The following is an 11,968-nucleotide window of genomic DNA, read 5'->3' as shown; positions in this document are numbered from 1 at the left end:
CGGTTCCGGTGTCGCCAGACACCGGAACCGGCCCCTCTTCTGCGTTCAGTTGTGACCGCTCGTCCGGTTGACGCCACCAGCGGGGGTGCCGCGCTGCGGGAGCGGAACGGGCACGCGGCCGCTGGACGGAACTGAAACGGTCTGCGACCGGACCCTCTCAGCGAGAGGCGTCCCGCCGTCGGGTGCCGCTCGGCGGCTTGGACGGATAGCGCGGCGCGGCGGGCCTCTTTGTGGGGCCCGCCATGCCCAAGTTCAGTAAGTGGCGCGGATCATTACGGTGAGCACCGGGGAAGCAGGGGGGCGGATGAGTGCGGGGAGCAGCCCGGGGGCCATAAGGGGTTGAGGGGCGAGTTGAGGACCATCCCCGTAGGTGCGGGGAGCAAGACGAGTGGGACCCGGCCGAGTTCGCCGGACTGGGATCATCCCCGCGGGTGCGGGGAGCAGTCGCTCTGCAGCTGCGTCCACAGGCCCGCCGCGGGACCATCCCCGCGGGTGCGGGGAGCAGATGCCCATGATGCAGCGGCCGGTGGTCGTGGTCGGACCATCCCCGCGGGTGCGGGGAGCAGTTCACGCTCGCCCCCGGCACCACCAATCTCACGGGACCATCCCCGCGGGTACGGGGAGCAGTCGAGGACCTCGTGCAGCTCGCAGGCCTCCGTGGGACCATCCCCGCAGGTGCGGGGAGCAGATCTCCTTGGCCGGGAACTCGTCGAAGTTGTCGGGACCATCCCCGCGGGTGCGGGGAGCAGGGCTCCACAATGCACATCGTCCGCTGATCCCGGGGACCTTCCCCGCGGGTGCGGGGAGCAGGGCGGCCGGGCCCGCGTCCAATGCGACCCGCTGGGACCATCCCCGCGGGTGCGCGGAGCAGATCTACACCACGGACCCGACGGCGGCCCCGACGGGACCATCCCCGCGGGTGCGGGGAGCAGCTCGCCACCGTCCCGGTACTGCCCGGCGCCCAGGGACCATCCCCGCGGATGCGGGGAGCAGATTCGGAAGAGCAACGGCAACGAGGCGATCCTAAGACCATCCCTGCGGGTGCGGGGAGCAGGCCGACGTCCTCGCCGACCTTGCCCGCCTCGGGGGACCATCCCCGCGGGTGCGAGGAGCAGCCCACCGAGGACCGTCTTGTCTATCAGCAGGTGGGACCATCCCCGCGGGTGCGGGGAGCAGCTACAGCGTGAGACTAACCGCGTGGCCCCGACTGGGACCATCTCCGCGGGTGCAGTTGGCATCGACCAGCCTGAAACCCGCGTTCGAGCTGTGCGGCCAGGTGCTCGATCACGGGCCACGGCGCGTTGAGGGGGGCGCCCGGCTGGGGTCGGCCGGCGTGGCGCACTGTGCCGATCAGATCCGTGTCGCGACTGCTCGCATCCGAGGAAGCCCGATCCCACTGGCCTGTCATAGGCGTGCATGTTCTGCCGTCATATCGAAGGTCAGCGGTCCAGCGCGGCGCGGGTATGTACGAGCAGGATGTCCCGGACGGGGGATATCGCCTTTGGTTCGACTTGAGCCAGTACCCGCAAGCCGTGGTACCAGCCGGAGGTGTTGAGCGCGTGTGAGAGGAAGCGGACTGCCGTCCTCCTGTCTGCCGAAGCGGAGGGCGTCACGCTCAGCGCGAGGTGCTGGATGTTGCGGGTGAACGGATCCGTGCGGGCGGGGTCGGTGCCTGGCAGGGGGCGGGCCGGGATGCGGGTGAAATGGCGGGCGACCGCACTCAACGCGGCTGCGCGGCGTCGCGGATCCCGGATCCGGCCGGCGACGCTCTCAGCGGCTTCGGCGTCACCGCGGGCCGCGTGGAGAACCGCGAGGGCGGCGACGGGGAAGTGGACGGTGCCGCGGTGTCTCATGTCCTGTTCCAGCCAACTCAGTTGCCGGCTGGGGTCGTGGCCGTCGCCCATGCGCAGAAGGGCGTGCACGAGGACCTCTTCGGGCTGCCAGGTCAACGGGCCGCCTCTGGTGCTGCGGTTGAGGGCCTCCGCCTTCACTTCCGAGGTCAGCTCCTCCACACGACCGAGGTCGTGAGGAGCGGCCGGCAGGAGTTCGGCGAGGCGGACCAGTAAGCCCTGGCTGCGGGGCGCGGTGCGACTGGCGTGGAGTTGCTCGAGAAGCGGGAGCAGCAGATCGGTGGACATCTGTGGATGGCTGTAGCCGAGTTCCGCAGCGACGGCGATGCGGGTCGAGCGGTCCGTCTGTCGCCACTCGGCCCGTCGGCTGCGGTCGGCGGGCGGCCGCTGCTGCTCGATGAGAGCGAGCGCGGCTTCCGCGTCGCCCGCGGCTGCCAGCGCCTGCGCCGCGAACGGCCAGTGCGTGTTCGGGGCCGAGCGGAGGGCCGCTCCCAGGGCTGCTTCCCGCGCGTGTTCCCGTGCCTTCGCGCACTGACCGCTGTCCGCGTAGGCCAGAGCCACCGCGGCGTGGGCCCGTGTCCGGTCAGCGGGGCTCTGCGCCAGTTCGAGCAGCGCGTCAACGTCTCCGTCGGCTTCGGTCCGGACGAGCGCGCCGGCGAGGTCAGGCAACCAGACGGGCGCGTGGCCTGTGGCCGTTCCGGCGGACGGCAGGAGGACCAGCGCCTGTTCGAGGCAGCGCTCGGCTTCGCTGTCGTCGCCCTGGTCCGCGAGCCGGAAGGCTTCGTCGGCCAGCCGCTCAGCCTCCGAGGCGTCGTTGTCGTCAGAGGCGTCCGGGAAGGTCCGCTCCGACAGGAGCAGCGCCTCCACTCTCGCCAGCACATCGTCGAACTCTTGCCCCATCGCCCCGACGTCGTCGCGCGCGCGGGCGAGAGCGGCAAGCGTGTGGCGGAGGTCGAACTCGAGGTGGAAGGCATCGGCCGCGGTCAATGGGACGTCGCCCAGCAGCGTGGAGGCGATGTGGCGGCAGGCTGTGTTCACCAGGTCGGTCGCCTCCTGCGGTCTGGCCTGCGACAGGAACGACGCGGTGGCCGCGAGGACAGCGACGTTCGCCAGAGTGGGCGCAGCCGCCCAGACCGCGTGAGCGTGCCGCAGAACGCGGTCGTGAAGCCGGTTCACTCGTGTGTCGTCCGCAGATGCGACGGTTGCCCACAGCTCCAGGGCCACAGCACCGGTGCCGTCGCCTTCCATGGCTTCGGCGGCCAGGGTCTCAGCCTGCTCCTCCAGGCCGTCAAGAAGCTCCGGACGATGTGAGGGCAGCATCCGCGCGGCTTCCGCGTATGCCTCGCTCCGCGCGGTGCTCGAGCCGCGGGTGGAGCGCAGCAGGACCAGACCGTCCCGCTCCTGCTCTGTCGCCAGCAGGGCGAGCGCGGCCTGTCCGGCGGCCGCCTCGGCCTCGTCCGTTGCGTAGTCGTGGCCTCCCGTCGCGGTGAGAGCCGTCCGGGCCCAGTGCGCCGCATCACGGGCGGTCTGAGCAGCCTGCTTGTTGCCGAGGGCAGCCAGTACGCGGGCCACGCCCGCCAGGTTGTCCGCCTTCGCCGCAGCGGATCCCGAGGCCAGCGCCAGGTTTCTGGCCCGGCGGGCATCACCCAACCGGGCGATGGTGCGAGAGACCGCGCCGGGAAGAGGGCGTACGTGCGGGACCAGGAGTTCCCGGGAGGCAGATGCACGCACCGCGGTGGAGAGACTCGGCGACGAGCTGGGCGGTGCGACGAAGTCCAGGTCCGCGAGGGCGACGTCCGGCCCGGAGCGTTCGGCGAGGCGGAGCTGGCGGCGGGGGTCGAGTATGAGGTCTGTGAGTCGCCCGGTGTCTGAACTTTCGCGTACGAGCCGGGTGTAGCCGGTCAGAAGGTAGTTCGGTGTGTCCTCCGGCCAGCCCTCGGTACGGAAACCGTCCGCCCAGTCGTGGAGCTGCGTCTTGCAGGCGGCGATGGTGGTCCTGCCGAGGGCGGTCACCGCAGCCTTTTGCAGCTCGGTGTGGGCGAGAACGAACGTTTGGAGCCCGGCGTCGACTTCGGCCTGCAACTGTGCGTCCAAGGGCAGGAGGTCGACGCGGGTCGGAGCCATGGAACGGCCGACCACGCTGCGCAGCTTCTCCTCCACCTCCAACGGCGGGATCCCGATGAGATCGGCAAGATCTTGCCCGCTCAAGGCGCCCTGCGCGGAGGCGAGCAGCCCCAGGAGACGGCGGCCGACGGCCGGGTCCTTCACCAGCGCCTCCAGCTCCTGCATGGCAGAGTCCCGGATGATCCGGGCCGCAGGCGACTCGGTCAGCTGACGAACGACGCTCGGGTTGCGTAGGGGATGATCCGAGACCAGGTCCAACGGAACGTGTGGGTGGTGCCGGCTGGCCACGATGACCCGCATGCCGTGCGGCGGGTGCTTGGGCAGGAGCCCGGCGATTCCGCAGCCGTTCTGGTCGGCATCGGCGTCCTCGTCGAGCCCGTCGACGATCAGTAGCAGACGCCGGTGCCGCGTCGCCCTGGCACGAGCGGCGGCCTCGTACAGGGGGCCGAGGTCCGGTGCTGCAGGGTCCACGGCCGGTGGCCGTCTCAGTCCGGCGGCGGACGCCAGCTGCTCGCCGACGACCCGGACGAACCCCTCGCGGACGTTGGTGCCGAGTCGGCCGACGATGAAGTAGTGCGCGGCATCCACCCCGGCAGGAAGGCGCTGAGCTGCGAACCAGGCGAGCAGGGCGGTCTTGCCTGCCCATGGTCCAGCCTGCAGCCAGAGGTATTGCGGGGCACCGTCGGGTGCGGCGGCGAAGGCCTCCAGCTCGGCGAGTTCCTCTTCCCGTCCGACGAAGTCGAGCGGAAAGACATCTGTGAGGGTCTGCGATGCTCCCTTCAGAAGAATGCCCCGGGAAGCGGCGTCGACGCGCGGCCCTTTACCTCCTTGCCCGCTTTTGTTGCGGGCCCGCGCGGCGTCGAGCAGGGCATGCCAAGCTGCGGGCGGCCTCCGGCGGTAGCCGGAAGTGCGCTTCTCCGCCAGCTCCTCCAACCATGGAATCAGCTTGTCGCGGACGTAGTAGTAGTGGCCGTTCTTCTTGTCCGGCACCGTCGGACCGTTGAGCCATTCGCTGAAGCTGCTGTTTGACACCTTGTAGCCGCAGCTCCTGGCGTGGGCTACGAGTTCTCGATGCCTGAGATCGTTCGTGCCTCCACCCGCGGCGTCGTAGAGCCGTCGCAGGAACTCGGCGAACGGTGTTTCCGGTCCGACGACGCTCTCCGCACCGTCCGCGGACGACTTCTCCGGAAAAATTCTTACCCCTCCCTGAGCTGCACCTGCACGGCCTCTCAGCCCTGTCGAACTTCCCCGGATCCCGGCCGGAAGGCCGATACCTGTGGGACCGCGCCCGGCGGAGCAGCCACCGGGCGACGACCCCAGGGGGATCCATCCATGTCCGTCCTGCTGACCGTTCTCGAGTCCGTGCTCCAGGAGGCCGCCACCCTCTCCGCCGCCACCGGCCTCGCCTACACCGGCGGCGTCGTCACGGTTGCCGCGTCCTCCGTCCTCCTCCGCGACCCGCAGCGCCGGCGCGACGCCCGGGCGACGCTGCGGATCCTGGTCCGTCGCGGCGAGAAGCGCTGACTTCGGACGCGGCTGGCCCTACGAAGCCGTAGGGCATAACCTCACCCGGGTTCAGAGCCCCGCCTACGCGGGGATGGCCCTCGTTACGGGCAGAGCCTCTCCTGACTCCCGCGCACGCGGGGATGGTCCCTTGACGGCGAGGACGTCGCCGGTGTCCGCGTCCTGCTCCCCGCATCCGCGGGGATGGTCCTCCGCACTGTCCTTACCGCGTGAGGATCAACCCGCAGCTGTACGCCCGCGCATGCCCCAGCCCACCCGCCAGCACCCCGACCAGCGTCTTCGGATCGGTGACCGTCAGGGACCCGCGGATCTCCGCCCGCCCGATCCGCACGGGCTTGCCGCGGTGTCCGCTGGAGACGGTCGGCAGCATGCGGATGCCGAGGGCGTCCGCGTCGGCCGTGGCGCCGATCCGGACGACGCCGTCCTCGGCAGTCGGCGGCTCGCCGTCGTCCTGAAGGCGGCGAACGAACCAGCGCTTCACGTGCTCCGGCGTCGTGTGGGCCGACCGCGTGCCGCGCACCTTCTCCGCGGTCGGCCTCCCCGGCCGACTGCGGGTCGGGTTCACGACCGTACGGAAGCCCACGACCTCCCCTGCTTTGAACGTACGGTCCACGGTGATGACGTCCGGCGCTCTGGCGAACGCGGCCCGCGGTATCCGGGACCAGTCACCCGGCACCCTGGACTGCACGACGAGCACCAGGGCGGCGGCCTTGAGATCCACCGACCACGTCGAGAGGACGCCCATCTGGGACCGGGCGTCCAAGTCCCCGTCCTGGACCCAGCCGCGGAAGCCGCTCATGACGGTGCGGTGCATCTCGTGCGCATCGACGAGCGATTTGGCGACGAGCGGGTGGCGGGCATCGAGAGACAGGACCGAGTGGGTGGTCACGAAGCGCGCCGTGGAGGCGCGCGTGCTGTTCGCGGAATTCACGGGATGAGGTCCCAATCGGTCGCGTTCGGGGCGATGGTGACGCGCGTACGGGTCTCCCAGCGCGTGGCATGGGTGCGACGGGCCGGGTCGAAGGTGACGGGCTGGTCGTTGACCGGTGCCGCACCCCTGGTGCCGGGTGCCGCCTGGAGCCACGCCCAGGGCCGGCGACCGGAGGTGACGAAGCCGTCGGGGCCCGGCAGCAGCCGCTTGGAGGCGAACACCTCCGACACCGTGCCTGGCTCGATCCCCGCGGCGAGGGTGCCGGAGGGAGGGCAGGACTTCCGGCCGAGCCACAGCAACTGCTTCGGGTGCTCCAAGGCATGCCCGATCTGCTCGAGCAGACCCTTGTCCTCGTGCTGGAGCCCGACGAGGAAAGCCGCGTCCGACAGGTACCAGCGCTCGGTGATCATCGCCCGTCGCGAGAGCTCCCCCGAGACGAGAGTCCCGGACACCGGGTCGGCCGCGATCTTCTTCGGGGCGCCGTACCAGCCGGCCAGCTCGTGGTGGCCGAAGCCGGGGCCGTCGGCCGCCTCCATGCTCTTGGCGACGGCTGCGGCCCGCCGGTGGTCAGAGATGACGTCCCGCGGCCTGATGGGATATCTGCCGGCGCCGACGGTGTGGTAGTCCCGTACGGGAGTTCCCGGGTGGTCGGCGCGGACTCCGTAAACGAGCTCGGCGAGGTCGTCGATCGGATCGGTCCGGTCCCGGCCGAGGGCCGCCGCGCACAGCCCCACGACGGCGGACTTGGTGGGGCGGGTGTGGGTGTCGCGCTGGGAGAACCGCGACACGACCCCCCAGGACTGCAGCGGGGCGGCCAGCCGGACGAGCAGGACGTGGCTCACGCCGTCAGCTCCTTGGCCGTGGTCACCGGGGTCGCGCCGAGGTCCCCCAGCGTGGTCAAGAGCTTGGCGATCTGCGGGTCGTAGGTCAGAACACGGCCGGAGACGATGTCGGGGCGGCGAGCGCTGACGAAGGCGTGGTGCTCCAGCAGCCGCCTGACCGCTGCGGGGCCGGCCGGCCCGTCGCCGCCGTTGCCGTCCTTCGTCGGGGGCCGCTCGTCGATCGGCGTCTGAAAGGCCGCCGCGTAGTTGTACGGGCGCTCCCCCTCGAAGGCGAGAACCAGCACGGGCAGCGAGCCGGTGGAGGCGGTCGAGTTCCGCTTGGCCTCGGGGAAGGCGTCGACGAACGCGTTGACGAACTCCTCCTCCGCGGCGACGGAGGCCTCCTCCGCCTCCTCGATGCTCATGCCCGCGGCACGGAGGTTGTTGCGCAGCCGCACGCGATCGAGAACGGCGTGCCGGTAGAAGGTCCCGGTGATCAGCGACTGGTAGCCGGTCATGCCGGCGCCGGCGTCGTCGGCCGCGTCAAGGAAGTCCAGGGCGTTCTTCTTGCGGTTGAGCTTCGCGTCGTCGGCGGCGGCATAGAAGTCGTCGACCTGCTCTGCCTCGTGCACGGTGAAGGCGTGGCTGCTCTGGACGGCGCCGTCGACGTTCGGGGAGTCGGCGATCTCGGCGAGGAAGCGGCCGTAGAGGGCGATGTCGATGGCATCCCGTGGGGCGAGCGCGGTGAGGACGGCAGCGCGAGTCCCGGAGGGCAGCGGGGGCAGCTTGGAGTCAGCCGCGGCGTCCTCGACGGTCTCGTCTCCCTCGCCCGTACCGGTGTCGGCGGGTTTGCGTCCGCCCTTCTTGCTCTTCTTGGCTGCTGCGGCCTGCGCGGCGAGGTACTCCTCCGTCCAAGTCCGCAGCTCCTCGGCCTCCTCCTGGATGTGGGCGGCGATCCGCTTGCCCGCGTCGGAAGGGGCGAAGAGCAGCACCTTGGTCAGGTTCGCCACAGTCTTCTTCGACGGCTCGCCGAACTTCAGCCCGGTCGCCTCGATGACCGCACGAGCCGTACGGATGGCCTCCTCCCGGTCCCAGCCGTGCGTCTCCTCCAGCTCCCGGCCCGTGATGAGCGCCCACTCGCGGGTACGGGTGCCGGTGCTGCGCCCCGCCAGCGCACCGACGCCGGCGTTGGCGCGGTCCCGGGCGTGGACCCGTTCGGCCCGGCGCCGCGCCTGGCTCGTGATCATGTGCCGTTCGGCGCCGCCGTAGACGATGGACTTCGGGGAGCCGTTCTCGTCGCGGACGGGGAGCACCGCGACCAGGGTCTCCAGCAGGTGCAAGGAGAGGAACTGGCTGCCGGCGGGGGAGTTGCTGGTCACGTGGTGGGGCCCTTCTGGTTCGTGTCGGCGGCGGGAGACGTCTGAGGCGGGCCTTTTCTCGGCGGCTCGTGGAAGGCCAGCGCCCACTCGTAGGAGACGCGTGCCTTGCGGTCGTGCCAGCGGCTGAGGTCGTCGGCGAGGTGGGCCCAGGAGGGAGGCTGCCGGTCGCAGGCGCGTAGCCGGGCCACCGCGTGCTGCAGATGCCGCCACGGGATGCGGCGGCTGGAGACGATGCGGTCGACGAGACGGGCCGCGCCCGGATCGTCGGGCCCTCGCTTGACACCACCGCCGATGCGGCGGGCGGCCTCCCCGAGACTCCCGTAGCCGGGCGTGGGCTTGGAGCGGCCCTGGTGGTAGACCGCGAACAGGAAGGCGACCTGCTCGTAGACCTCCCGCTGCTCCGCGTCGTCGGTCGGGCTGTACCAGATGGCCCGGTAGTGGGGTTCCTTGCGGACGCGGGGCCGGCGGAGCTCGGCGAGACTGCCGTTGTCGTGATTGCGGACCAGAGAGATGAGCCACGAGGTGAGGGCGAGGGCGCTCTCGCTGGCCGGTCGGTCGGAGGCGGGATCGGAGCTCTTGGTCTGGGCGGTGGTCATGCCCTCTCCCTACGGAGTTCCTGGAATTCGGTCGGAGCCTTGGGCGACGCCAACTCGTCGTCGAACCGCCGCAACGCGGCGGCCCGTGCCTTCACCCCCTGCGAGTTCCGCGGCAGCGAGTCGAGCGACTCTGTGAGGAACCTTCGAGCGTCGGCGGACACCCCGGCCGCGAAGTCGAGCAGACTCTCCTGCACGGGCTGGCCGACGGTGGTGTCGTCCATCAGCAGGTCGAACGGTTCCCGTGTCGCCGCCCAGTGCCGGCCGCGTGCGTCGAAGCGGGCGATCTGCCCTGCCTTGTCGGCCGGCTTGGGGTTCGGATAGGCGACGGTCCAGGCCGCGTAGGCCGCCTTGTACAGGGCCGAGGCCACGAACTCGGCGAGCTCGGATCCGCGGAAGGAGGCGTGGTAGAGCCTGGCCTCCAGACCTGGTGCGAAGGGGAACGTGCCGTCGACCCAGGTGATGGCCGTGGTCTGCTTCGCGACGAGCCCGACGGTCCACAGTTCGATGCGGCGCGCGGGCTGCTGACCGGGCTCCGGCGCCACGTCCTGTGGCGGGAAGAGAGCGAGTCGATGGTAGAGCGTGGATCCGTCGTTCCTGGCCTCGGAGGAGCGCGCCTTGTCCACGGCGGCGTAGAGGGCATGGGCCTCACGCCAGACGGCCCGGGTCGCCGACGCCCACAACGGCTTCGCGCTGCCGTCGGCCTTCTTCGCGTACACGGCGTCCTGCATGTGCTCGCTGCGCAGGGCGAGCAATTCCCCCGCCCCGAGCAGGACCCGGTCCACGGCGTCCCCGTGCCGTGTCGGGCGGAGCAGTACGGAGCGGCCCAGACAGCTGTGCAGGTCCGCCGGGCCGCTGACGGGGCGGGCGTCAGGCTTGTGGGTGAAGCCCCGGCGCTCCTTCCCCTTCGTCCAGGAGAGGTTCAGCTCCCCGGGTGACCCTGTGACGGGGGCTAGGTTGAGGCGCAACGTCTCACCGAGCGTGGCGCCGAGCGCGATCACGCGGATCCGGGTGCCGAGGCGGGTGGCGGCGAGGTTCGTGATGGTGGCACCGAGCGTCGCCTTTCCGGATATCCGGGCCCGTCCGGCCGGCCCGTACACGTGCTGCGTCAGCATCGCCCGGAAGGCCTCGGCCACGGGTAACGGGCTGGAGTGGTCGAGGTGGTGGTGGTCGAAGAACTGGTTGTAGTCACCGACCCGCTCGATCACCAGCTGCGCAGGTCCGGCACCGTGCTCGTCGAGGAACGGGGCGAGGAGGGCGTTCTGCCCGAGAGGGTGAGTGGGGTGGAACAGGTCCCAGATCTCGTCGTCAGGGCGCTGAGTGAGCCACTCGGCGGCAGGGCGGAGTGCGTGTTCCTTGTCCACCCAGGCCGGCCAGTCTGCGGCAGAGGCCGGGTAGACGCCCGCGGCGTAGCAGATGGCAAGCAGGAACTCGATGACCGCGACCTTCTCGCCGGGCGTCTGTCCTTCGACGGTCCGCAGCTCGTCGGCGTCGTGCAGGATCTCGACGAGATTCCGCGCGACGAGTCGACCGTCGAGCGTCAGAACCCGGACGCACGCCTCCTCCCGGGGATCCCATCGGGGGCGTGTCGCTGCGGCGAGTGGTCCGCGTACGTCAGCCAATGTGCATCGACCGCCTCTTTGACCATAACGGTTGCGTGCTGTGACAGGGCATGACGCTAGCAAGCGGACGGCGACCGTATGAGGGTTTATGTGACATCAACTCACCCTTTCTAGCGATGAGTTATGAGGCTCCGCTCGTCGTCCCTGCGCCCTTCGCCGCACTGCAGGCCCGGCTTCTTCTGGGGGCTGTCTCTCGCCTCCCGCACAGCCCTAGGGTCTGTCGTCAAATGATCTTCGGTAGTGGATCATGGTGGGGTGACACGTCGCCATGAACTGTCGGTTTCCGAGGGGAAATTCGTCCGGCCACTGCTGCCCGAGTCGCTGCGAAGCAGGAAGCGGTTGGACGACCGTACGGTGCTCAACGGGATCGTGTAGAAGTTTCGTACCGGGACCGCTTGGCGGGACGTGCCTGAGCGGTACGGTTCCTGGGCCACGCTGCACACCCGCTTCCGCCGGTGGGCCAACGACGGCACCTTCGAGCGCATACACCGGGCCGCTCAGGCCAAGGCCGACGCAGCCGGGGACATCGAGTGGCTCGCGTGGGCGTCCTGCTCCCCGCACCCGCGGGGGTAGCTCCGGGGGCCGGTACCGGCTCCGGGCCAACCAGCAGTCGTTCCCGCACCCGCGGGGTAGCTCCTGCGTGATTAACTCAGGGTGGCCATGCTGTCCGTCGTCCCCGCACCCGCGGGGATGGTCCCATCACCTTCGGCAACACGACCAACTTCGGCGCCTGCTCCCCGCACCCGCGGGGATGGTCCCTGGCCCAAGGCCGTCACGATGTCCGTATAGCTCTGCTCCCCGCACCCGCGGGGATGGTCCCGCCATCGTGGCCGACTACGGCCCGTTCGCCACCTGCTCCCCGCACCCGCGGGGATGGTCCCGGAAGCACGAAGTGCCCGTAGTCCCGGCCGCCCTGCTCCCCGTACCCGCGGGGATGGTCCCGTCCTCACAGTCACCGCCCAGGTGCCCGCCTCCTGCTCCCCGCACCCGCGGGGATGGTCCCAAACGGAAGATTTGTTCCTGGGTTTCCAGCAGCTGCTCCCCGCACCCGCGGGGATGGACCCGACATGTACGACGAGGCGAGCCTCGCGCATCTCTGCCTTCCGCACCCGCGGGGATGGTCC

General features: G+C 70.5%; 7 protein-coding genes, 1 pseudogene and 1 CRISPR repeat array. Of the genes and pseudogenes, 2 read left to right on the top strand and 6 right to left on the bottom strand.

The annotated features are described in order from the left end of the window. Positions 1–359: 359 nt before the first annotated feature. A CRISPR array of direct repeats spans positions 360–1,176; the repeat unit is 24 nt; unit sequence CATCCCCGCGGGTGCGGGGAGCAG. A gap of 263 nt (positions 1,177–1,439) precedes the next feature. Continuing rightward, positions 1,440–5,006, bottom strand: a complete 3,567-nt coding sequence (locus tag ACFOSY_RS01405) for a hypothetical protein (protein ID WP_394304889.1) — start codon at positions 5,004–5,006, stop codon at positions 1,440–1,442. Positions 5,007–5,306: 300 nt separating this feature from the next. Between ACFOSY_RS01405 and ACFOSY_RS01400 the strand changes: the two genes are divergently transcribed. After that, the gene (locus ACFOSY_RS01400) at positions 5,307–5,498 is read left to right on the top strand and encodes a hypothetical protein (RefSeq protein ID WP_164273729.1); all 192 of its coding nucleotides are present in this window, start codon (positions 5,307–5,309) and stop codon (positions 5,496–5,498) included. A gap of 202 nt (positions 5,499–5,700) precedes the next feature. Here the strand turns inward: ACFOSY_RS01400 and ACFOSY_RS01395 are convergent, their stop codons facing one another. From ACFOSY_RS01395 to ACFOSY_RS01375, 5 genes are read right to left on the bottom strand one after another with little or no spacing between them, the layout of a single operon-like run. Beyond that, on the bottom strand, positions 5,701–6,387 hold the full coding sequence (locus ACFOSY_RS01395) for a type I-E CRISPR-associated protein Cas6/Cse3/CasE (RefSeq protein WP_394304888.1): 687 nt from the start codon (positions 6,385–6,387) through the stop codon (positions 5,701–5,703). Positions 6,388–6,425: 38 nt separating this feature from the next. Next, entirely contained in the window at positions 6,426–7,271 is an 846-nt protein-coding gene (gene cas5e, locus ACFOSY_RS01390; protein WP_394304887.1) for a type I-E CRISPR-associated protein Cas5/CasD, read from the bottom strand. Then, positions 7,268–8,629: a type I-E CRISPR-associated protein Cas7/Cse4/CasC gene (locus ACFOSY_RS01385; protein ID WP_394304886.1), complete on the bottom strand. Its 1,362-nt coding sequence runs from the start codon at positions 8,627–8,629 to the stop codon at positions 7,268–7,270. The genes cas5e and ACFOSY_RS01385 overlap by 4 nt, the downstream gene beginning before the upstream one ends. Continuing rightward, positions 8,626–9,225, bottom strand: a complete 600-nt coding sequence (gene casB / locus ACFOSY_RS01380; protein WP_394304885.1) for a type I-E CRISPR-associated protein Cse2/CasB — start codon at positions 9,223–9,225, stop codon at positions 8,626–8,628. The genes ACFOSY_RS01385 and casB overlap by 4 nt, the downstream gene beginning before the upstream one ends. Continuing rightward, complete coding sequence (locus ACFOSY_RS01375) at positions 9,222–10,844, bottom strand: type I-E CRISPR-associated protein Cse1/CasA (protein ID WP_394304884.1); 1,623 nt, start codon at positions 10,842–10,844, stop codon at positions 9,222–9,224. The genes casB and ACFOSY_RS01375 overlap by 4 nt, the downstream gene beginning before the upstream one ends. A gap of 390 nt (positions 10,845–11,234) precedes the next feature. Here ACFOSY_RS01375 and ACFOSY_RS01370 point away from each other — a divergent pair. Next, positions 11,235–11,417: pseudogene (locus ACFOSY_RS01370) on the top strand (transposase); the annotation flags it as partial. Positions 11,418–11,968 lie beyond the last annotated feature (551 nt).

Origin of the sequence: Streptomyces lusitanus (genome assembly GCF_042647945.1) — a bacterium.
Taxonomy (GTDB): Bacteria; Actinomycetota; Actinomycetes; order Streptomycetales; family Streptomycetaceae; genus Streptomyces; species Streptomyces pseudogriseolus.
Note: the sequence above shows the minus strand (reverse complement) of the source record. Positions and strands in the feature narration are given on the sequence as shown.

What these genes read in the sequence shown, in the direction of transcription:
- casB (WP_394304885.1), bottom strand. Translation starts at nt 9,225, where the DNA reads ATGACCACCGCCCAGACCAAGAGCTCCGATCCCGCCTCCGACCGACCG.
- ACFOSY_RS01400 (WP_164273729.1), top strand. Translation starts at nt 5,307, where the DNA reads ATGTCCGTCCTGCTGACCGTTCTCGAGTCCGTGCTCCAGGAGGCCGCC.